This window comes from Candidatus Dadabacteria bacterium, assembly GCA_026708565.1.
GTDB lineage: Bacteria > Desulfobacterota_D > UBA1144 > Nemesobacterales > Mycalebacteriaceae > Mycalebacterium.
In genome coordinates this window covers 16722-36485 of sequence record JAPOUR010000023.1, presented here as the reverse complement: position 1 = coordinate 36485, position 19764 = coordinate 16722, and the positions used below count along the sequence as shown (strand labels likewise).

The 19764-nt window shown below is 56.8% G+C and carries 21 protein-coding genes; 12 read left to right on the top strand and 9 right to left on the bottom strand.

Annotated elements, in window-relative coordinates:
• Positions 1–10 precede the first annotated feature (10 nt).
• The 5 genes from OXF42_03400 to hemL are packed head-to-tail and all read right to left on the bottom strand — an operon-like array spanning position 11 to position 2907.
• Positions 11–334, bottom strand: coding sequence for a F0F1 ATP synthase subunit C (locus OXF42_03400; GenBank protein MCY4047141.1), 324 nt, complete (start codon positions 332–334; stop codon positions 11–13).
• Positions 335–373: 39 nt separating this feature from the next.
• On the bottom strand, positions 374–1066 hold the full coding sequence (gene atpB, locus OXF42_03395) for a F0F1 ATP synthase subunit A (GenBank protein ID MCY4047140.1): 693 nt from the start codon (positions 1064–1066) through the stop codon (positions 374–376).
• On the bottom strand, positions 1053–1412 hold the full coding sequence (locus OXF42_03390; GenBank protein ID MCY4047139.1) for a hypothetical protein: 360 nt from the start codon (positions 1410–1412) through the stop codon (positions 1053–1055). Before OXF42_03390 ends, atpB begins: the two co-directional genes overlap by 14 nt.
• Positions 1409–1603: an AtpZ/AtpI family protein gene (locus tag OXF42_03385; protein MCY4047138.1), complete on the bottom strand. Its 195-nt coding sequence runs from the start codon at positions 1601–1603 to the stop codon at positions 1409–1411. The genes OXF42_03390 and OXF42_03385 overlap by 4 nt, the downstream gene beginning before the upstream one ends.
• The gene (gene hemL, locus OXF42_03380) at positions 1600–2907 is read right to left on the bottom strand and encodes a glutamate-1-semialdehyde 2,1-aminomutase (protein ID MCY4047137.1); all 1308 of its coding nucleotides are present in this window, start codon (positions 2905–2907) and stop codon (positions 1600–1602) included. Before hemL ends, OXF42_03385 begins: the two co-directional genes overlap by 4 nt.
• A 77-nt stretch (positions 2908–2984) precedes the next feature.
• Here hemL and cbiE point away from each other — a divergent pair, with 77 nt between their 5' ends.
• Genes cbiE through OXF42_03345 form a run of 7 tightly spaced genes read left to right on the top strand, consistent with a single transcriptional unit; the run spans position 2985 to position 9909 of the window.
• Complete coding sequence (gene cbiE / locus OXF42_03375; GenBank protein MCY4047136.1) at positions 2985–4190, top strand: precorrin-6y C5,15-methyltransferase (decarboxylating) subunit CbiE; 1206 nt, start codon at positions 2985–2987, stop codon at positions 4188–4190.
• Positions 4187–5737, top strand: a complete 1551-nt coding sequence (gene cobM, locus OXF42_03370) for a precorrin-4 C(11)-methyltransferase (GenBank protein MCY4047135.1) — start codon at positions 4187–4189, stop codon at positions 5735–5737. The genes cbiE and cobM overlap by 4 nt, the downstream gene beginning before the upstream one ends.
• The gene (cobK, locus tag OXF42_03365; protein MCY4047134.1) at positions 5710–6525 is read left to right on the top strand and encodes a precorrin-6A reductase; all 816 of its coding nucleotides are present in this window, start codon (positions 5710–5712) and stop codon (positions 6523–6525) included. The genes cobM and cobK overlap by 28 nt, the downstream gene beginning before the upstream one ends.
• On the top strand, positions 6515–7624 hold the full coding sequence (locus tag OXF42_03360) for a cobalt-precorrin-5B (C(1))-methyltransferase (GenBank protein ID MCY4047133.1): 1110 nt from the start codon (positions 6515–6517) through the stop codon (positions 7622–7624). The genes cobK and OXF42_03360 overlap by 11 nt, the downstream gene beginning before the upstream one ends.
• Positions 7617–8552 carry an AAA family ATPase gene (locus OXF42_03355; protein ID MCY4047132.1) on the top strand — a complete coding sequence of 312 codons (936 nt, stop codon included), beginning with the start codon at positions 7617–7619 and terminating at the stop codon, positions 8550–8552. Before OXF42_03360 ends, OXF42_03355 begins: the two co-directional genes overlap by 8 nt.
• A gap of 26 nt (positions 8553–8578) precedes the next feature.
• Positions 8579–9340, top strand: a complete 762-nt coding sequence (locus OXF42_03350) for a VWA domain-containing protein (GenBank protein MCY4047131.1) — start codon at positions 8579–8581, stop codon at positions 9338–9340.
• Complete coding sequence (locus OXF42_03345) at positions 9337–9909, top strand: cob(I)yrinic acid a,c-diamide adenosyltransferase (protein MCY4047130.1); 573 nt, start codon at positions 9337–9339, stop codon at positions 9907–9909. Before OXF42_03350 ends, OXF42_03345 begins: the two co-directional genes overlap by 4 nt.
• Here OXF42_03345 and OXF42_03340 read toward each other — a convergent pair whose 3' ends face one another.
• The 4 genes from OXF42_03340 to pyrE form a co-directional block, all read right to left on the bottom strand.
• Positions 9910–12087 (bottom strand): UvrD-helicase domain-containing protein, encoded by a 2178-nt coding sequence (locus tag OXF42_03340; protein MCY4047129.1) that lies wholly within the window; start codon positions 12085–12087, stop codon positions 9910–9912.
• Positions 12071–12817 (bottom strand): phosphoadenylyl-sulfate reductase, encoded by a 747-nt coding sequence (locus OXF42_03335; GenBank protein ID MCY4047128.1) that lies wholly within the window; start codon positions 12815–12817, stop codon positions 12071–12073. Before OXF42_03335 ends, OXF42_03340 begins: the two co-directional genes overlap by 17 nt.
• An 8-nt stretch (positions 12818–12825) precedes the next feature.
• Positions 12826–13800, bottom strand: a complete 975-nt coding sequence (locus OXF42_03330; GenBank protein MCY4047127.1) for an inorganic phosphate transporter — start codon at positions 13798–13800, stop codon at positions 12826–12828.
• Positions 13801–14103: 303 nt separating this feature from the next.
• The gene (gene pyrE / locus OXF42_03325) at positions 14104–14649 is read right to left on the bottom strand and encodes an orotate phosphoribosyltransferase (GenBank protein ID MCY4047126.1); all 546 of its coding nucleotides are present in this window, start codon (positions 14647–14649) and stop codon (positions 14104–14106) included.
• A 62-nt stretch (positions 14650–14711) separates the two neighbouring features.
• Here pyrE and OXF42_03320 point away from each other — a divergent pair, with 62 nt between their 5' ends.
• The 5 genes from OXF42_03320 to OXF42_03300 all read left to right on the top strand — a co-directional run bounded on the left by OXF42_03320 (position 14712) and on the right by OXF42_03300 (position 19714).
• Positions 14712–16022 (top strand): hypothetical protein, encoded by a 1311-nt coding sequence (locus OXF42_03320; GenBank protein ID MCY4047125.1) that lies wholly within the window; start codon positions 14712–14714, stop codon positions 16020–16022.
• Positions 16019–16927, top strand: coding sequence for a hypothetical protein (locus tag OXF42_03315; GenBank protein ID MCY4047124.1), 909 nt, complete (start codon positions 16019–16021; stop codon positions 16925–16927). Before OXF42_03320 ends, OXF42_03315 begins: the two co-directional genes overlap by 4 nt.
• 68 nt (positions 16928–16995) lie before the next feature.
• A complete protein-coding gene (locus tag OXF42_03310) occupies positions 16996–18318 on the top strand; it encodes a hypothetical protein (protein MCY4047123.1) in 1323 nt (440 codons plus the stop codon).
• Between the two features lie 98 nt (positions 18319–18416).
• Entirely contained in the window at positions 18417–19286 is an 870-nt protein-coding gene (locus OXF42_03305) for a hypothetical protein (protein ID MCY4047122.1), read from the top strand.
• A complete protein-coding gene (locus OXF42_03300; GenBank protein ID MCY4047121.1) occupies positions 19283–19714 on the top strand; it encodes a hypothetical protein in 432 nt (143 codons plus the stop codon). The genes OXF42_03305 and OXF42_03300 overlap by 4 nt, the downstream gene beginning before the upstream one ends.
• Positions 19715–19764: the final 50 nt, after the last annotated feature.

The following is a 19764-nucleotide window of genomic DNA, read 5'->3' as shown; positions in this document are numbered from 1 at the left end:
TTACGCCGACTTAAATCTTGCCCTGAAGCAGAAACGCTATCAGAAGCGCGTAAATGACGAGCGACTCAATCAGAGCCAGACCGATGATCATCGGTGTCTGAATCTTTGACGCCGCTCCGGGGTTTCTTGCGATACCCTCAAGCGCGGCGGCGGTCGCCCTGCCCTGTCCGAGGCCGGCTATGGCCGCGGCTATGCCGATTCCAAGCCCCGCCCCAAGACCTATGCCGAGCTTGGCAAGGTCTCCGGTTTCACCCGTAGCGGCAAACGCATCCGGCGCAAAGCCGAAAACACCCGCCACGGCAAGCGCGGCGACTGTAAATACAAACCTTTTCATCTTATTCCTCCTTGTAAGGTTGTGTCTCCAAAATCCAAATCAGTGGTGCGACTCCGCAAGCCCTATGTAAATGGCGGAGAGCACCGTAAATATAAACGCCTGAAGAAAACTGACAAATATGCCGAGCGCGATAAACAGAGCGGGGATAAAGAAATGCGTCAGGTTCATAAAGACGCCCATAACCATGTGGTCTCCCGTGATGTTCATAAACAGCCGCAAAGAAAGCGACACCGGGCGGACAACATGGCTCACCAGTTCAATGATAAGCATCAGCGGCGCGAGAAACGCCACGGGGCCCAAGAACTGCCTCACATAACCGCCGCCGTGGGCGCGGAAGCCGTAGAAGTTATACATAATGAAGATCAGAACCCCGAAGGCAAGGGTCGTGTTGAGCGTGCCCGTGGGCGGCAGAAAGCCCGGAACAATGCCGAGCAGGTTGCAGAAAAGTATGAAGAAAAACGAGCCCGCAAGCAGAGGAAAGTAATGCTGCGCCTTCTCGCGCGAGCCTAAAATGTTTGTAAGCATGCCAAACAGAAAGTCTATGCCTATCAACTCAACGAAGTTTCTGAAACTGACCTTTTCCGAGGGCAGCGGCGAGGTGTCCGCACGGACGCTTCTTCTGAACCCCAGCCCCACAACCGTCAGAAACGCCACAACCACGCCAAGACCGATTATGTGGTCGTAACGGGCAATCTCCGGCCCCATCAATGTCCACCAGCTAAAGTGTTCCACTCTTCGTAATCAAACCCGATGTTATGACTCCGGCGACTCCCGCCGTCAGGCCCGTAGTAAAACCTAAAACATCCAATCTTGCAAACAGTATCAGAAAAACCGCGATTGATACCAGAACCGCTATCTTGATAAAAAACAGAACCGCCGCCCGCGCGACCGAGATTTTCTCCGCCCCTTCGGGGTTGGTAAAACCGGCGACTATGAGGCGCAGAACCGCAACATCGGCCGCAAACAAAACCCCCGAACTCACGGCGGCCAGCCCGAATCCCGCCCCGAAAAGCAAGCCGCCCCCAAGCGCGGACGCAAGCGAAAAGCCGAGGGCGAAAACTTCGGGACGGCGCGTCATCCGAACCTCCCCAGCGTTCTGAAAAGCAGAACCATCCCCCCGGCGGTTCCGGCGACCAGCCCCGCAACCGTCATGTACGGCGTCTCTGTGCCGAGTTTTGAATCAAGCCAGTCGCCCGCGAAAAGCCCCGCCGCAACCGCCGCCGCCATCTCCATCCCCACAACCGCAAAAACCATCCACTTGTGCCTCATTGTCCGCACGCGCGGGCGAGAGCGCCCTCAACCGCCCGCGCCGTTTTCTCTATATCGGCGTCCGTGTGCGCCTTTGACACAAACGCCGCCTCAAACTGGGACGGCGGAAAAAGAACGCCCCTTTCCCTGAGCGCCGAATGAAAAACGCCGAACATCCGGGTGTCGCACTTGAGGGCGGAAACATAGTCCGTAACCGGCTTTTCAGAGAAAAAGACCGTGAACATGGAGCCCTCGCGGTTGACCGTAACCGGCGCGCCGAGGCGGCGGGCGGAGGAAAGTATCATATCGCACAGCCGCGCCGCGCGGGCGTCAATCCCCGCAAGGCCGCGCCCGCCGCCCATGCCCCTGACGGTCGCAAGCCCCGCCGCAACCGCAAGCGGGTTGCCCGACAGGGTCCCCGCCTGATAAACCGGCCCTTCGGGGGAAAGCATGTCCATTATCTCCCCGCGCGCCCCCAGCGCGCCCACCGGAAGCCCGCCGCCGATTATCTTGCCGAGGCAGGTTATGTCTGCGGCAACGCCGAACCTTTTCTGCGCGCCGCCCGCAAAACGCATTCCGGTTATAACCTCGTCAAAAACAAGAAGCGCGCCGTGGCGCGCCGTCACTTTTCCGAGAAACTCAAGAAAACCCGGCGCGGGGGGAACGACCCCCATGTTTCCCGCGACCGGCTCAACCACGATTGCCGCGATCTCGCGCCCCCTGCGGGCGAAAAGTTTTTTAACCGCTCCCGTGTCGTTGTAGGGGGCGGTGAGCGTTTTTGAAGTGAAAGCGCGGGGCACTCCGGCGCTTGAGGGGTGGCCGAAGGTGGTGGCTCCGCTGCCCGCCTTCACAAGCAGATGGTCTGCGTGGCCGTGGTAGCAGCCGTCAAACTTCACCAGCAAATCGCGCCCGGTGAAAGCGCGGGCAAGCCGCGCCGCGCTCATAAGCGCCTCGGTGCCGGAGTTGGTCATTCTGATCTTCTCAACCGACTTGAAAGAGCGCGCAAGCGTTTTTGCAAGTTCCGTTTCCGCCTCGCACGAAACGCCGTAACTGGTTCCGGCGCGCGCCGCCGCCGACACGGCGCGAACCACGGAAGGGTGCGCATGCCCCAGAATCAGCGCGCCCCACGAGCCCATGTAATCCGTGTGGCGGTTGCCGTCCGCATCGTAAACATAAGCGCCCTTCGCCTTTGAAATGAAAAGAGGAGAGCCTCCCACCGCGTTGAAAGAGCGGACGGGGCTGTTGACTCCGCCCGCCAGAACCTTGCGCGCCGAGGCGAAAAGCGCCGCCGACCTTGAATTTTTTTGCACTGTTTTTTTAGCCAATACCGGCCCCCGTCCTCCGGGGCGGGCAGTAGTATAAGAGAGGCCGGGGCTTTTTCAATTGCGCGGCGGGGCTTATAATGCGGTGTATGAACGGTTCAGACCCGGCAAAACCGCACTACGCGGTGATAGGGATTGCGTGCGAAAGCGGCGGCGTTGCGCTGTGCGAAAGGGCCGCCCTGCTCATGCGGGAAAGCACGGTTTTTTCCGGCGGAAAAAGGCACTATGAAAAGGTTCGCAAACTGCTTCCGTCCGGCGGCGAGTGGATAGACATAGGCGCGGACATGGAAAAAGTGTTTGCCGCCTATGACCGGCGCATCGGAGAGGGGAAGAGCCCGGTTGTCATATTCGCTTCGGGAGACCCGCTTTTTTACGGCATAGGGCAAACCGTCAAACGTTTGCGCCCTGAAAGCCGCATGGAGGTTTTCAGAGCTCCGAGCAGCATTGAGGCTCTCTGCGGGCGGGCGGGGATTGATTTTCGCGCGGTCTCGGCGGCGTCCGTCCACGGCAGAGACTGGCACGAACTTGACCGCGCCCTCATAGAGGGCGGGCAAACCATAGGGCTTTTGACCGATTCGGTAAAATCCCCTTCGGCGGCGGCAGGGCGGATGGTTGAATACGGATTCGGAAACTACCGGTTTGTTACCGGAGAGCGGCTCGGCGAGGCTGGGGAAAGGGTGCGGCGGATGAATGCGGAGCGGGCGGCGGCGGAAAGTTTTTTGCAGCCGTGCGCCGTTGTTATGGAAAAGACGGCGGGCGCGGCGCGGGAGGGCGCGGCGTTTGAGACGCTTCCCGGCAGGCCGGGCATGATAACCAAACCGGAGGCGCGGGAAGCGGCGTTCAAACGGCTTTGCCTCGGCGGGGCCGGGCGGTTTTGGGACATCGGTTTCTGCACGGGCTCGGTTTCGGTGGAGGCGCGGCGGCGGTTTGCGGGGCTGAGGGTAACGGCGTTTGAAAAGAACCCCCGGTGCGAGGCGCTTATTGAAAAAAACTCCAGACTTTTCTCCGCGCCCGGAATAGAGGTTGTAATGTCGGATTTTTTTGAAGCGGAGCCGCGCCGCCGCCCCGCTCCCGATGCGGTGTTCATCGGCGGGCACGGCGGGCGGCTTGCGGAGATGATGGAAATTTTGCGCGACATTGTCCGCCCCGGAGGCAGGGTGGTTATCAACAGCGTTACGGAGGAAAGCAAAGCGGTTTTCCGCGAGAGCGCAAAGGACGGGGGATTTGAAGAGCCGCCCGCCCTGACGGCGGAAAACGTTACGGTTCTTTGCGCGGTGAAGACATGAAAAAGATCGCCGTCATAGCGGTGTCGGAAACCGGAATCGCGCTTGCGCGGAAAATTTGCGGAAAAACGCCGAAGCGGTTTGACATTGTGTCCGTCAAAAAGGGCGGCGGAGTGAAAACGGTCAAATCGGTGGCGGAGTTCACCGCGCAAAAATTCGGCGACTATGAAGGTTTCATTTTTGTGGGCGCGCTCGGAATATGCGTTCGCTGCATCGCCCCGAACATCAAAAATAAAAAAACCGACCCGGCGGTCGTCAATGTTTCCGAGGACGGGCTTTTTTGTCAGGCGGTTCTTTCGGGGCATGAGGGCGGGGCGAACAATCTGGCGGAAAAAACCGCCGCCCTTATCGGCGCGACGCCGGTGATAACCACGGCGGAAACGACGCGCCCCGGAGCGCTGTGCGCGGGGCTGGGAAGCCAGAAGGGAATAAATCCGGAGGAGTTTATAAAATCCTTTGAAAAAGAAATGAAAAAGCGGGGATTTTCCCCGGACGACCTTGCGGCGATTGCGAGCGCAAAGATCAAAGGGGAAGAGCGGGCATTTGTCGCGCTTGCGGAAAAATTGAACATCCCTTTTATCATTCACGAAGAAAAGAAACTCGCGGCGACCTTCAAACCGAACCCGTCAAAAACGGTTTTGCAGAAAACCGGAACGGACGGAGTATGCGAGCCGGCGGCTTTGCTTGTGGCGGGAGTAAAAAAACTTTCGCTTGAAAAAACGAAAATAACCCTGCCGTCCGGCAAAAAATACACGTTTGCGCTTGCCGTTGCGGACGGAGGGAAAGCCGCAGTGGGGCGCGGGCTGGTGGCCATGGTGGGGGCGGGCCCCGGAGACCCGCGCCTAATAACCGTTGAGGGGCGGGATTTAATCAGGCGGGCGGATTTGGTTCTTTACGCCGGAAGCCTTGTTCCGAAAAACCTGACCGCCGGAGCAAAGGCGGACGCCGTTGTCAAAAACTCCGCCTCAATGACGCTTGAAGAGCAAACCGCGCTGATGGAGAAATTTTATAAAAAAGGCGCGCTGATTGTCCGCCTGCATTCGGGCGACCCTTCTATTTACGGGGCGACCGCCGAGCAGACGGAGATTCTCCGGGCGAAGGGGATGGATTTTGTCATTGTTCCGGGGGTGTCTTCCTTTCAGGCGGCGGCGGCGCGGCTTGGCGCGGAACTCACCGCGCCGGAGGTTGCGCAGTCAATAATTCTGACAAGGGGCGAGGGGAAAACCCCGATGCCGGAGGGGGAGAAGTTGCGGGATATGGCGAGGCACGGCGCGACCATGTGCATTTTTCTCAGCGCAAAAATGGCGCGAAGGGTGCAGGGCGGTCTTCTTGAACATTACGCGCCCGACACTCCGGTCGCGGTTCTTCACCGGGTAACATGGGAGGATGAGAGAATATGGCGCGGACGGCTTGAGGAACTTGCGGACATAGTGAGAGACAACAAACTGACGCGGACGGTTCTGATAGTCGTGGGAGACGCGCTGAAGGCAAGCGGGACGCGCTCGCGCCTTTACCACCCGAAATGGAGGCATTTGTTCAGGGCGCGATGAAGAAAGGAAATAAAAAATCGCCGCACACGATCATTTTCGGCGGCACAACGGAGGGGAAAAAAGCGGCGTCGGCGCTGGACGGGCTGAATATGCGGTATTTTTATTCAACAAAAACGCAGACGGATTTTTGCCCGTCCGGATTGTGCGAATACATTCACGGCGCTCTTGACGGGGACGCGCTACAAAGTTTCGTTGAAAAAAACAATATACGGCTGATTGTCAATGCGGCGCATCCTTTTGCGCTCCATCTTCACGCCGCCGTGGCGCGGGTGTCGGAAGAAACCGGCGCGGAGGTTATACGCTACTCAAGAAAATATCCCGAACGAACTGAACACCCGCTTGCGGTTTATTGCGACAACTATGCGGAGGCGGTTCGGGAACTGAATAACGAAGACGGCGCAACCCTGATTTTAAGCGGCGTTCAAACCCTTTCCGAACTCAAGCCATTATGGAAAGAGCGGAAGGATTGTTACGCCCGCATACTGCCGCGCAAAACCTCGGTCTCCCTTGCAGTAAAACAGGGCTTCCCCGAAAACCGGCTCATAACGGAAATGCCGTCATCGGACTTCAAAAAGGAAAAAGCACTTTTTGAAAAACTCAAAATCAAACGGATTGTAACCAAGGAAAGCGGCGACAGCGGCGGACAGGAAGCGAAGATCAGAGCCGCAATTGAAAGCGGCGCGAAAATAGCCGTCATAAAAAAGCCGGAAGAACCTCCCTTTTCCGGCGCGGTGTTTTCGGAAAAAGAACTGGCGGAAAAAATAAGGAGGCGCGCAAATGTGTCTTGAAACCCCGCCCGCAAATGTGAAAAAAATGAAAACCGGCCACACCACCGGCGCGTGCGCGGCGGCTTGCTCAAAAGCGGCGGTGATGAGCGCGCTCGGGCGCAAAAAAATACGGCGGGTGGAACTAACTCTTCCGGGCGGCAAAAAAGCGGCGTTCAAAATAAACTCATGCGAATTCTCGGAAAACAAAGCGACCGCCACCACGGTGAAAGACGCCGGAGACGACCCCGATGTTACGCACGGCGCGGTGATAGGGGCAACGGTGCTGCTCAACAACACGGGGGAAATACGGTTTCTGCGCGGCAAAGGCGTGGGGAAAGTAACCCTTCCGGGGCTGGGTCTGAACGTGGGAGAACCCGCGATAAATAAAACGCCCAGAAAGATGATGACCAATATCGTCCGCGAGTTGCTGGAACAAAGCGGCGGGAACGGAAAAACCCCGGGGGCGGATATAAAGGTTTTTGTTCCCGAAGGAGAAAAACTCGCAAAAAAAACCCTTAACTCCCGTCTCGGTATAAAAGGCGGAATCTCAATAATAGGAACAACGGGCGTTGTGAGGCCGTTTTCAAGCGCGTCCTATGTGGCGAGCATAGTTCAGGCGGTGAAAATAGCGGCGAGCAACGGAAGCCCCCATGTGGTCGCATCCTCAGGCGGAAGAAGCGAAAAATTTCTCAGAAAGCGGTTTCCGGACCTGCCGGACTACGCATTCATCCAATACGGCAACTGGATAGGCAAACTGCTTGACGCTGCGGAGAAGAACGGTATTGCAGACCTGACCCTTGCCACAATGATAGGAAAAGCGGTTAAACTGGCGGGCGGAGACATGGACACGCACAGCGGAAAAAATGTTTGGAACAAAGAACTTATCGCCGATATTACGGAAAAATCCGGCGCGGGAACGGATGCGGCGCAAGCAATTGGAGAGTTGAACATGGCCGGGCGTCTCACGGAAATTTTCCCCCTTTCGCAGAACGCGCCGTTTTACAGGGAACTGCTGAAAAGATGCCGCGCGCGCTGCCGGGAACGTTTCAGCGGCGGACTCACCCTCGCGCTCGCGGGGCTTGACGGGCAAATAGTGTGGTATCCTGATGAAAATGGCTGAGAAACAGACAGGCATATTTCCGTTCACGGCGATAGTCGGGCAGGATGACCTGAAACTCGCCCTGTCGCTTTGCGCGGTTGACGTTCAGATAGGCGGCGTCCTCGCGCGCGGTGAGAAGGGAACGGGCAAAACCACCGCCGTGAGGGCGATGGGCGAGATGCTTTCGGAAGGCAAAAACCGGTTTCCGGTGGTTAATCTCCCAATCGGCGCCACCGAAGACAGGGTTCTCGGGGCAGTTGACCTTGAGAAACTGATAAACGAAAAACACCAGAGCGTGCGCGCGGGGCTGCTGGAGCAGGCAAACGGCGGAATACTCTACATAGACGAGGTAAACCTTCTTGACGACTATCTCACGGACATACTTCTTGACGCCGCGGCGGCGGGGGAATACATGCTTGAGCGGGACGGAATTTCGCGGAGGGTGGTCTCGCGCTTCCGCCTTGTGGGAACGATGAATGTTGAGGAAGGGGAACTCAGACCCCAACTTCTGGACAGGTTCGGCCTGTGCGTTGAGGTCGGGGCGCCCGGAGACACGGAGACCAGAACGGAGATTGCCCGGCGCAGGATGGAGTTTGATTCCGACCCCGGCGGTTTCCGCGCCCGGTTTGAGCGGGAGCAGGAAAAAACGCGCCTCGCCATAACCGGAGCGGCGAAAAACCTTGAGTCCGTCAAAATTCCCGGCGGGCTATTTGAAAAGGCGTCCGCAATGGCGTCCGAATGCGGGGCGGAGGGAATGAGGGCGGACATACTTATAGTTAAATCCGCGCGCGCGCTTGCCGCCCTTGAGGGCAGGGACGAGGCGACCGGGCGGGATGCGGAAAGAGTGGCGCCCTTTGTTCTCGCGCACCGGAGCGCGGCGGCGCGGGACTCCGGGGAACAAACGGAAAAAAAAACTCCGAAAAACCCGAAACTGAAAGCGGCGAAGTAAAAGACAAGGCCGGAGACGAAACGGACATGCTCTCAAATTACGGGTGGTTTCCGAGAAATGAAGCCGTTCTCGCGCCCGAAGGGGAATTTGAGGCGGTGAAAATTGAGCCGGACCCTCCCGCCGGAAGGCGCGGATATTTTGAGACGGGAGACGCGGCGGGACGGGAAAAACCCGCCGGTGAAAAAGAAAAAATTGACCTCTATGAGACCGTGCGGCGGCATGTGATACGGGGGGAATTTTCGCCGCGCTTCAAAGCGGAGCGCGGCAGGGCGAATGTGTCCGTAGTTCTGCTTGTTGATTCCAGCGGCTCAATGGCTTCGGGAAAACAGATCTCCCACGCAAAAGCCATGGCGGCGCAAACGGCAAAAAACAACAGGGGGAAAATAGTGGAGTTTTCCGGAGTGGCGCTTTCCGGGGACTCGGCGCATGTTTTTTCTCCTTCGGGCGCGGGGGCGGAAAAACTGATTGAAAGCCTGAAAAATCTCAAGACCGGCGGCAGAACCAACATGAGCGCCGGCGTTGTTCTTGCCGCAAAATTGCTGAAGCGGAAAAAGGGCGGCGCGGAGATTCACATATTTACGGACGGGAGGGTCAATTTCTGCGAGGGCGGCGGCGACCCTTTTGAGGACTGCGTAAAAAAATTCAAACATCTTGTCGGAAAATCAGTCCGCGCGACCGTTATTGACACCGAGACGGGGTTTGTAAAAATAGGGGCGGCGGCGCGTTTTTCCCGCGCCATAGGGGCGGAATACACACGCGCGGGCGACATAAGGAGGACGCAACGGTGAAGATATACACGAAAAAGGGGGACACGGGGAAAACCGCATTGTTCGGCGGAAGGCGCGTTGACAAGGATGACACGCGCGTTGAGTGTTACGGAACGCTTGACGAGGCAAATTCCACCATAGGGCTTATGCGTTCAAAGCTGGGAGATTCGCACCCGTGGCAGAAAAACCTGCAAAAGATACAAAAAGACATGATGGACATGATGTCGCACCTTGCGCGCCCTTCGGACTCGCACAAGGCAAACACCAATCCGATGCCGGTTGACGGGGCGGAGTTTTGCGAAAAATGGATTGACGAACTTGAGGAAAGCATATCGTCCCCGTCTGATTATTTCCTGCTTCCGGGCGGCAATGAAATATCCGCGCTCTGCCATGTTGTCCGAACTCAGATACGCAGAGGCGAGCGCCACCTTGCGTCTCTAATGAAACTGGATGAGGTTAATCCCGCAATTCCTTCCTACATAAACCGGCTTTCAGACCTGTTTTTCACTCTGGCAAGAGCGGAGATGGACGGGGCGGGAGTCGCCGAGGAAAAATGGCAACTGTTTCTTTATAAAAAGAAAAGGAAATAATCAGACAGTTTTCAGAAACGACGCCAGAATCCTTTTTCTTCCCGCTCTGGGAAAAATAACCGTTACGGCCGCCTTCGGCCCCCCGCCTTCAACCCTCACGACCTTGCCGCGTCCGAATTTGTCGTGCCGCACGTAGCCCCCTGCGGCAAAACCCGCCGCCACCGCATGGCGGGGCGGCGGCGCATAAACCGCGCCGGTGACGGGCTTTCCGCCCGGAACGGAAGCGGAGTAAAACTGTTCATACTCCAAAAATTCCTCCGGAATCTCCTTAAGAAAACGGGACGGTTGAACCATCTCGGTGTCGCCGCCGTAAAGTCTTCTCTCAAGCGGGTAACTTATAAAAAGCCGCTTCATAGCCCGCGTCATCCCCACATAGCAGAGCCGCCTTTCCTCTTCAAGCTCCTTGGGGTCGCGATTCAAAACGCGGGAAAGCGGTATGAGGCCGTCGCTCATTCCCGATATGAAAACGACCGGAAATTCAAGCCCTTTTGACGCGTGAAGCGTCATGAGTTTTACCCGGTCTCCGCCGGTTCCGGTGTCGGTGTCCGATGCAAGCGCGACATTTTCAATAAAACCGCGAAATCCCTCCCCCCCTTCGGAGCCGCCGTCAAACTCATGCGCCGCATTCAACAATTCATCCACATTTTCTTTCCTGTCCTCATCTTTGTCCAAAATGTCTTTGTAGCCGCTCTCCTTAATAACCGTTTCTATCGCCTCCGCCGTCCCCGCATTCTTTGTCCGTAAGGAAAGAGATTCCATTATTTGAACAAATCTCTCCACTGAAGCCGCCGCCCTTGCGCCGAGAAAACTCTCTTTTTCGGGAGATTTTGCCGCATCCATAATTAAGATTTTGTTTTTTGCCGCATAGGCGGAAAGCCTGTCAACCGTTACCCCGCCGATGCCCCTCGGCGGCATGTTGATTATCCGTGCGACGGCCGCGTCATCCGAGGGATTTCCCAGAAGACGCAGATATGAAACTATGTCCTTTATCTCCGCCCGCGCAAAGAAACTCAGCGCGCCCACCACCACGCAGGAAATTCCCGGCTCTTTGGCAAATCTCTGCTCAAGCAGAAGCGACCTGCTGTTTGTGCGGTATAAAACCGCAAAATCCCCCGGCGAAAACCCCCCTCCGTCCACAAGAGACTTTATTTTCCCAATCACGAAGTCCGCCTCGTCAAAATCGTTGCGTGCCTCGTAAACCTCTATCTTTTCACCCTCCTCCCCCTCCGTCCACATCTCCTTTTTTTCACCGACCCTGTTGTTGCTTATCAGGGAGTTTGACGCCTTGATTATGCGGGCGGTTGACCTGTAGTTTTGAGTGAGGCGCACGACTTTCGCGCCCTTGAAGTCCTCCGGAAAACGCAGAATATTTTCAAGTTCGGCGCCGCGCCACGCGTATATGGACTGGCTGTCATCACCCACGGCGAAAACCTCCGCGTTGTTCTCTCCGAGCATTCTGACAAAGTTATATTGCATGCTGTTTGTGTCCTGATACTCGTCAATAAGTATGTGGCGGAAACGCCCCCTGTATTTTTTCAGCGCCCCCTTGTCCGTCCTCAAAAGCCGGTCTGTAAGCATAAGCAAATCATTGAAATCAAGCGCGTTCGCTTTTTTCATCTCCTCATCGTAGGCGTGAATAAGTTCCAGTTTCATACCGGCATTTTTTTCATTCGGCTCAAACGATTGCGGAGTCGGCGGAAAATCGCCGTCCCTTTTGAACCGCTCAATAAGAAACCGGAGCGTCCCCGCAAGCCCGTTCTCATCGCTCAACTGTCGGGCGGCAAGGCATCTTTTGATGACACCCATCTGATCCCCCGTATCGTAAATAACAAAACCGCTCCCGTACCCCTCCCCTAATTTCTCAATGTCGGCGCGCAGTATGCGGGCGCAAATGGAATGAAAAGTGCCGAGCCATATTCCGCCAATTCCGCCGGGCAAAACCGCCTCCACCCTCTCCCTCATCTCGCGGGCGGCTTTGTTTGTGAAAGTAACGGCGAGTATGTCTTCCGGCGGCGTTCCCGTCTCCAGCACCAGAAAAGCTATGCGTGTCGTAAGGACGCGGGTCTTTCCCGAACCCGCCCCCGCAAAAACAAGGGTATGCCCGCCCGTGTTGCAAACCGCTTCAATCTGCCGGGGATTGAGACCGGAGAGCAGAGTCTTTTCAATCTTTGTCGCCAACGGCGGGTGTTTCCTCGTGGGCAAAGTGTATGCCGCATTCCTTGTCGGAGCCGGTTTCCCACCACCACCTTCCGGAGCGCGGGTCGTCTCCGGGAGCTACCGCACGCGTGCACGGGGCGCAGCCGATTGACGGGTATCCGCGGTCGTGAAGCGCGTTGTAGGGAACGCCGTTTGATTTCACATAGTCCCAGACGCGCTCTTCCGTCCAGTCCACAATGGGGTTTATCTTCAAAATTCCGCCGTGAACAGTGTCTGATTCAAACTTTTTCGCGTCCGCCCTCCGCCGGGTCTGCTCACTGCGCAGAGAGGTCATCCAGCCGTCCATCCCCTCAAGGTATCTGCCGAGCGGCCTGACCTTTCTCACCTCGCAGCAAAGCCGCCTGTTCTCCGCGCCCCTGTAAAACAGATTGACCCCGCGCTCCGAAACCATTTCCCCCACCTCGGCGGAGTCGGGAAAAACCACCTCCACGCGCGCGCCGTATTTCTCTCTGACGCGCTCCGCCATCTCGTAGGTCTCCGGATTGAGGCGGCCCGTGTCAAGCGTGAAGATTCGCGCGCGGGGGTCCGCTTTCATAAGAATGTCTATCAGGACGGAGCCCTGAACCTGAAAACTGGTGGCGAGCGCGACCTTCGGGTGGAGTTTCTCAATCGCCCACGACACAATCTCTTCGGGGCTCTTGTCCGAGAAACGCCTGTTCAATTCATCAATCTGCCGGGGGGTGAACCTCATATCCTGCCCTATTTTAGCACAAACATCGCCGCAATGTATCCGATTGCCACCGTTGCGGCGGGCACGGCAAGCCAGAAAAACGCTATCCTGAGCACATGGCGGTTTCTTGCCGTTTTCCCAAACCCATGCTGGGCGCATGAGAAGCCCACAATGCCGGCGGTAACTATCTCGGTGATGGAAACCGGTATTCCCGCAAGAGACGCCGTAACAATTATCACCGCCGCGACCGCCTCAACCGTTATCGCCCTTATGAGGCATATCTCGGTTATCTCCTTGCCCACGGTCTCAAGAACCCGGCCTCCTAAAACAAGAGCCCCCACAGCCATGGCCACGCCCGCAAACAGCACCCCCGATGACGAGTCCATCACGCCCAGCCCCACAACGGGCCCCACGGCGTTTGCGGAGTTGTTCGCGCCCGCGGAAAACGCGAGAAAAGTTCCCGAAACCGTTATGCACCACTTGAGAACGCGGCTTACGCCCTCTTCGGAGAAGTTTTCAACAAGATGGTTCAAAATCCTGTAATAAAGAAATTTGCCGACAAGAAAGCCCGCCGCCCACGACACTACGGGACCCGCCACCCACCAGCCCACTATCTCGTAAAAACGCGCGTGATTGAGCGAGCCGAGGTAAAGGCCGATGCCCGCGATTGAGCAGACAATGGCGTGAGTTGTGGCGACCGGAACTCTTGAGGCGTTCGCCCATGAGACAAAGGCAAGCGCGATAACCAGAACCACAACCGTAAGCGCGGCGCGGGATGAAAACACGGCTTGCGGCACTATGCCTTTGCCCATTGTTTCAACCACGGGGCCGCCCGCAAACAGCGCGCCCAGAATCGCGAAAACCGCTATCAGGCCGACCGCCTGTCTCTTTGTCCGCGCGCCCGCCCCGTAAGAGGATGCCATGGCCGCGGCGGAGTTGTTCGCCCCGATGTTCAGGGCAAGCAATCCCGACAGACCGACAGCCGCAATAAAAACGGTTTCCATATCAAACTCTCAAAACGGCAAACAAAAACCCGGCGAATCCCCTGACGGGGAATCCGATTCCAAACGCCTGTCCTCCAAATCTCCCCGTCAAAAACGGAGCGGAAAACCGCGTTCAAATCACATACAGCAGGAACAAGGCGCACAACCGCAGAGGCGCGCGCCGAAAGAAACAGAGCAGATGTCAAAATTACGGGACATGTTTGCCACTCTTAAGGCGAGAGGATACCGAAAAAGCGGGGGAAGTCAACCGGGAGAACGGAAAGGCTGTCGCCGCAGTAGAGAAGGTTGCCCGTAACAAATCCCCTACCCCGAAAGCAAGTCTTTCTCCTCAAATATGCTGAAGAAATCTATGCCCTCATCGGCAAACGGGTTTGCCGTCTTTGCCCTGCTGACAACAGCCGCAACCTTTGACACCTCGGCCCCCGCCGCGCGGACGGCCTCAATGGCGCGCCTCGCCGAGCCGCCCGTGGTAACCACATCCTCAACCATCATGGCAATGTCGCCCTCCGCAAGGCCGCCCTCAATCAACCGGCGGGTCCCGTGCCCCTTTTCGCTCTTGCGGACAATGAAGCCGCGCGGGTCGGAGTCTTCACACAGCGCGAGCATCGCGCCGACAATGGGGTCTGCGCCGAGGGTGGGGCCCCCTATCGCGCTTGCCAGCGGGGTTTTTGAAAACTCGGCAAGAAAGATTTCCGCGCAAAGCCGCGCCCCTTCGGGGTCAAGAGTGGTTTTTCTCGCGTCTATGTAAAGCGCGCTCTTCTCGCCCGAGGACAGTGTAAACTCCCCGAACTCAACCGAGCGCTCAAGCAGGATGGAACGCAATCTGTCTCTTTGAATTTTCAGGCTCACGGGCTCATTCGGAAACTACACGGCTTCACCCCTTTGTTCAATCCGTTATCCTGCTTGGACGGATGAAACACACAAGCACGGCGCTGGGAGCCGCTGCGGCGGCGGCGCTTTTTATTGTCGCGGGGTTTTCGGAAAGTTTTTCGGCCTATCCCGAACAGACCGCGGATATGCCCATAGGGAAACTCACGGCGCTTCTTTGCGCCTCGGCGGTTTTTTACTTCGGGGCGGTGAGGAGCGCGGCGCCCCGCCTCGCGGTCGTCTTTGCAATAGGGCTTGCGATGAGAGTTGCGGGCTTTCTGTCTCATCCGGTTCTTGAAGACGACTACTTCAGATACCTGTGGGACGGCGCGGTAACGGCGCGGGGAATGAACCCTTATCTTGCCGCGCCCGCAGAAGCGGCGGCGGGCGCGCTGAAAACTCTGGCGGCGCAGTCCGGCGGAGTGGCGGAGCGCATAAACCACCCCCACCTGACAACCATTTATCCGCCCGCCGCCCAAATGTTTTTTGCCCTGTCGCATATTGTGTCCGAGTGGAGCGTTTTTGCGTGGCGGTCTGTTCTTCTCTTAGCGGACATCGCCGCATTTTTTATTCTGACCCGGCTCGCGCGCGGCGGAGCGGGCGCGGTGATTTACTGGTGGAATCCGCTTGCGGTGTTCACAATTTTCTTCTCGTGCCACATGGAGGCGCTCATCAGCCCGTTCGTTCTGGGCGCGCTCTGGGCGGCAGAAAAAAGGCGCGGATCTCTGTGCGCCGCCCTGCTCGCGGTTTCGGTATCGGTAAAGGTGTGGACGGCTGTTTTAATCGCGCCGCTTTTGCGCACGGCGCGGGAGAGGGCAAAAATGTCCGCGCTGTTTTTGCTTGCGTCCGCCGCGCTGACTTTTCCGCTTCTCGCCTCCCTTGAGGAACATAACTCCGGGCTTGCCGCCTATGCGGCGGGGTGGGAGAACAACAGTTCTGTTTTCGCAATAGTCCTGATGTTGTGCGAGGGCGCGCTTGAGGCGGCGGGAATTCATCCGGGGCACGGGCAGGTTGCGGCGCGGGTTGTAACCGCGCTTGCGGTCGCGGCGGGAACGGGCTATGCGTTTTTCTCAAAAAAACGGGACGCCGCCGGGGGTTGCCTGTTTGTGTCCGCCCTTGTTTTCCTTGTCATTCCCGCGCAGTTTCCCTGGTATTACTGCTGGGTGATTCCGTTTCTGGCTTTGAGAAAAGGCGGGCCGCTGTGGTCTCTGATGCTGCCGACGGCGTTGCTGCCGCTTTACTACCTGAAATACGGACCCGCGGCGGAGGGGGTTTTATCCGGCGCGCTGGTCTGGATACAGTTTGTTCCGGTGTGGGCAATGCTCGCGTTTGAGCGTCTCACGGCAAAAAGATGAGTTTTGAAAAAGACATATCCGCCATTCTCCCCGCCGTTGCCCGGGCGGTTGAGCTTGCGCGGCGGGCTCAGAAAAGCGGGCTTGCGGAGAAAACCACAAAGAGCGACGGAACAGCCGTAACCGCCGCGGACTATGCGGCGCAGTTTATTCTGACAAAGGCGATTGAGGAACATTTTCCGGGAGATGCGGTTGTCGCCGAGGAGACGGCCGAAAACACGGGAGCGGCGGACGCGGCGCTGAAACTGCTTGGAAACACGGGCAGGGACGATTTTGTTGAGACACTCGGACGGGGCGGCGGCGGGGGCGGCGGGAGGTTCTGGACGGTTGACCCCATTGACGGAACGGCGGGCTTTGTTGACGGCGCGCACTTCTGCGTGGCGGTCGCCCTGATAGTGGAAGGCGAGGCGGCGGCGGGGGCGCTCGGCTGCCCCGGACTCGGCTTCATAATGTCCGCCGCGAGGGGCGGCGGGGTCAGAAAAAAACCGGTCGCCGGAGAAAAGACGGACCTTCTGATAAAACAGGGCGGGAGCGGCAGGGGGCCGGTTTTGTGCGAAAGCGCGCGCGCAAGAGAGCAGGCATACGCCGACACGGGAGAAATCATGCGGCGCGCCGGAGGGCGGGGGCGCTCGGTCAGAATGGACGGGCAGGGCAAATACGCGCTCATCGCGGAGGGGCGCGCCGATGTTTACATAAGAGTTCCCAACCGGCGGAGGAGGGAAAGCGTCTGGGACCACGCGGCGGGAACGGCCATTGCCGAAGCGGCGGGGGCAAGGGTGGCAGACTTTGACGGGGACGCGCTTGATTTCGGCGCGGGGCGGACGCTTCCGAAAAACAGGGGAATAGTCGCCGCGAGAGGCGGAGTTTTTGAAAAAGTTCTGCGCGCCATAAAAGACGCCGGACTGTAAAAAAGAGCGCACGGCGCGCTTGTGTGTGTTATTATCATTCCTCATTCAAACAACCGGAGGGCTGACCAATGGCCGCAAGGAAACCCAAAACATCAAAACTGACAAAACGCCACGAGGAGGCGCTCAAATACCCGCTGTTTGATTCCATATTCAACCGCCGCTCGCGCAGATTCGGGCTCGGAATGGAATTGCCGGAAACAAGCACACTGGGGTTCAAATCGCCCCACAAGCCCGTGCCGCTGGACGAGGTTGACGAGGCGCTTCTTGTCTGGTCGGGAACGGGGCTGACCGGGCTCTGCCTTGCCGACCTGCCGCCCGAAAACGGAATAGACCTTCTGTGCCAGTGGACGGGAAGAACATGGCCGTCCGCCTGCAACAACCACGGCACGGAGTTGTTTTTCACAAATGACAAGGGCCTCTACCATGTTGATGTAAAGCACATGCTTCCCGAACCCGGAGAGTTGGACATGTTTTTCAAGATGGGAAGACAGAAACGGATAGACCGCCTTCTGGAACTCTACAGGGGCAGCCTCGTGAGACTTGAGAAAAAAAGAGCCGACCTGCCGGACAAGATGCCGGGGCTGTTTGACTTCAATCAGTGGAACACCAACAAACCCGGAACCACGGTTTTCATTCCGGTTACGGACGTAACCGAGGAGTATCTGAACCTGCTTCTTCTTTACTGCAGTAGCAGTTACGGCTTCTCCATAACGGATGACCTGACGGGCAAGCCCGCCGGTCTGGACAAGTGGATAAAGAAGGGGCGCATAAAGGGCGAGGTGAAACTGTCTCTGTTTGACCTTGAGGTGAGGATACTCACGGGGCTCAATGTTGAGCAGGCGTTCATCTGCCAGAACATGAGCCTTGTGCTGCAGGCATTGGGACTCGCCGGGTGGACTTTTACCGGACTTGTGCCGAGGTTCGCGCTGGGCGCCGTGCCCGACATGTTCAAGGGTCTCGGTTTCAGGTTCGTGCAGCCCAAACTGGGCTCCATCAATCCGCCCAACACCATACCGGTCGGACGGGACGGGGTGTTTGAAGGATACTGCCCGCCCTACTACAAAAACATGGACGCGGCCATTGACGCATTTCTGGAGCACAAGGAATCGGCGTGGCAGAGCGACAAGCCCTTTCCCTACACCGAGCCGGACAAGCACCTTATGCAGGCGCCGCAGCCCACGGAAACCACAATTCAAATCGTGCGCGACGTGGCAAATTACATATACGACCGCTACGGGCGTTTCCCCGCGTTTGTTGACCCGATGTATATGCGGCTTGTGTTTCAGGCAATGCACATAGACACCGGTTTCTACGACAAATACTACCCCAAGGGCTCATACACGGACGTGCACAAACAGACTTTCATGCAGAACATCAAAGCAAAGAAATAGCCTTTGAGGAGTTCGCCAAAAAGTTTACGGCTCTCAAAGCCCGTAGGTGAGTTTGTCCAAAGCGGCATCCACTTGGAAAATTTGGAGATAGTGAAGCGATGAACATTAAGAGCAAGACAATTGTAAAGCGTCTTGCTCTTTTAGTGTTGGCTTGCGCCCTTGTGTTTGCCCCGATGCGGGCAGACGCTTGGAGTGTCAATGTGGGCACGGTAACACTCTCGCAGGATAAGTTGCTTGCCTTGCTTGGCAAAGCAACCGAGTCCACCGCCACCAAATTTGACAAGGTAATGGACTCGGAATATCTCCTAACCCATATCGGTGGGAGCAACCATCGCCTCTTTGATGGCGGACACACACTCGGCGGCGCATGGAACAAGATAGACGCAATGTGCGCGGGCAAGTGCTCTTTGGCGGAGCAAATGAAGGGCTACACGGGCGGGTTGTGGAAAGATGTAACAACCCCGAAGGGCTTACCCTTTGCAAACCTGTCTCCCGAAAGTTACAACAAACTGGCAGATAACCTGTCAAAAATGCTTGGGGTCAAAAGGCAGTGGGTCTATGACGCACTCTCTTATGACGCGCTGGAGGTTGTTGCGGCGGGGCTTTCAGCATTCGCCGTGATTTACCATCTGGACAATAATGACCTACAGAAAGCGTCCCAAATACTCGGTGGAATGGCAATAACCAGTATCGTGTCGGCAAACCCGCTTATGGGACTTGTGGTTATCGGGAGCGTTGCCTATATGGTGAAGACTGGAAAGAAAGTTGACAAGGGAAAGTGGCTCAAGGGCGCAGGGTTGAGTGGCGCGGCCTTTGCCGGTTTCGCTTTGTTGTCCGCGCCGCTCTTGTTGGAAATTGGAGTAGTAATGGCAGTAGTTATCCTGCTGGACAAATACACTACTGCGGACAATCTTGCTCTGGTCAAAAACTACACATTGAGCAAAATTAAGGAGGCGGAGGTTAGATGACGACCGAGGAAGTTAAGGAAGAACTCCGAGAAATAAAAGCCGGACTGTCGGAATTTGACAAACACAAAGTCGCTCGCGGGCTTGTTGTATGGGGCGTGGAAATCTGGCTCGTTACCTACTCCACACTAACGAGTGTGTTGGTAAATCTCCAGAGTAGAGGAAACCATTTTCAGAACAAATCACTCCTGCAAATCCGACAGGAATTGATTGTGCGCCTGTCCGAGGAGAGAAAAGTTCGCTCACAAACAAGGCGCATTTTAGACGCACGTCTGATAAGGTTATCTAGTGAAACAATGCCAAAAGAGCAGTGGATGAAAGAATATGAGGATTACCAGAGGGATATTACGCGATATGAACAAGAGCAGCACAATAAAACCATAGCCTTTTGGGTGATTTTGTCGTTTGTGGTCGGGGTAATGGCACTATGACTCACAAGTGTTCACGGCACGGGTTTCAAGGCATACAAAGACAAATTGCC

Bases quoted from the DNA above. Each gene is read 5' to 3' on its own strand.
- OXF42_03400 (MCY4047141.1), bottom strand. From the start codon at position 334: ATGAAAAGGTTTGTATTTACAGTCGCCGCGCTTGCCGTGGCGGGTGTT.
- OXF42_03390 (MCY4047139.1), bottom strand. From the start codon at position 1,412: ATGACGCGCCGTCCCGAAGTTTTCGCCCTCGGCTTTTCGCTTGCGTCC.
- OXF42_03385 (MCY4047138.1), bottom strand. From the start codon at position 1,603: ATGAGGCACAAGTGGATGGTTTTTGCGGTTGTGGGGATGGAGATGGCG.
- cbiE (MCY4047136.1), top strand. From the start codon at position 2,985: ATGCGGTGTATGAACGGTTCAGACCCGGCAAAACCGCACTACGCGGTG.
- cobM (MCY4047135.1), top strand. From the start codon at position 4,187: ATGAAAAAGATCGCCGTCATAGCGGTGTCGGAAACCGGAATCGCGCTT.
- cobK (MCY4047134.1), top strand. From the start codon at position 5,710: ATGGAGGCATTTGTTCAGGGCGCGATGAAGAAAGGAAATAAAAAATCG.
- OXF42_03360 (MCY4047133.1), top strand. From the start codon at position 6,515: ATGTGTCTTGAAACCCCGCCCGCAAATGTGAAAAAAATGAAAACCGGC.
- OXF42_03355 (MCY4047132.1), top strand. From the start codon at position 7,617: ATGGCTGAGAAACAGACAGGCATATTTCCGTTCACGGCGATAGTCGGG.
- OXF42_03350 (MCY4047131.1), top strand. From the start codon at position 8,579: ATGCTCTCAAATTACGGGTGGTTTCCGAGAAATGAAGCCGTTCTCGCG.
- OXF42_03335 (MCY4047128.1), bottom strand. From the start codon at position 12,817: ATGAGGTTCACCCCCCGGCAGATTGATGAATTGAACAGGCGTTTCTCG.
- OXF42_03330 (MCY4047127.1), bottom strand. From the start codon at position 13,800: ATGGAAACCGTTTTTATTGCGGCTGTCGGTCTGTCGGGATTGCTTGCC.
- OXF42_03320 (MCY4047125.1), top strand. From the start codon at position 14,712: ATGAAACACACAAGCACGGCGCTGGGAGCCGCTGCGGCGGCGGCGCTT.
- OXF42_03315 (MCY4047124.1), top strand. From the start codon at position 16,019: ATGAGTTTTGAAAAAGACATATCCGCCATTCTCCCCGCCGTTGCCCGG.
- OXF42_03310 (MCY4047123.1), top strand. From the start codon at position 16,996: ATGGCCGCAAGGAAACCCAAAACATCAAAACTGACAAAACGCCACGAG.
- OXF42_03305 (MCY4047122.1), top strand. From the start codon at position 18,417: ATGAACATTAAGAGCAAGACAATTGTAAAGCGTCTTGCTCTTTTAGTG.
- OXF42_03300 (MCY4047121.1), top strand. From the start codon at position 19,283: ATGACGACCGAGGAAGTTAAGGAAGAACTCCGAGAAATAAAAGCCGGA.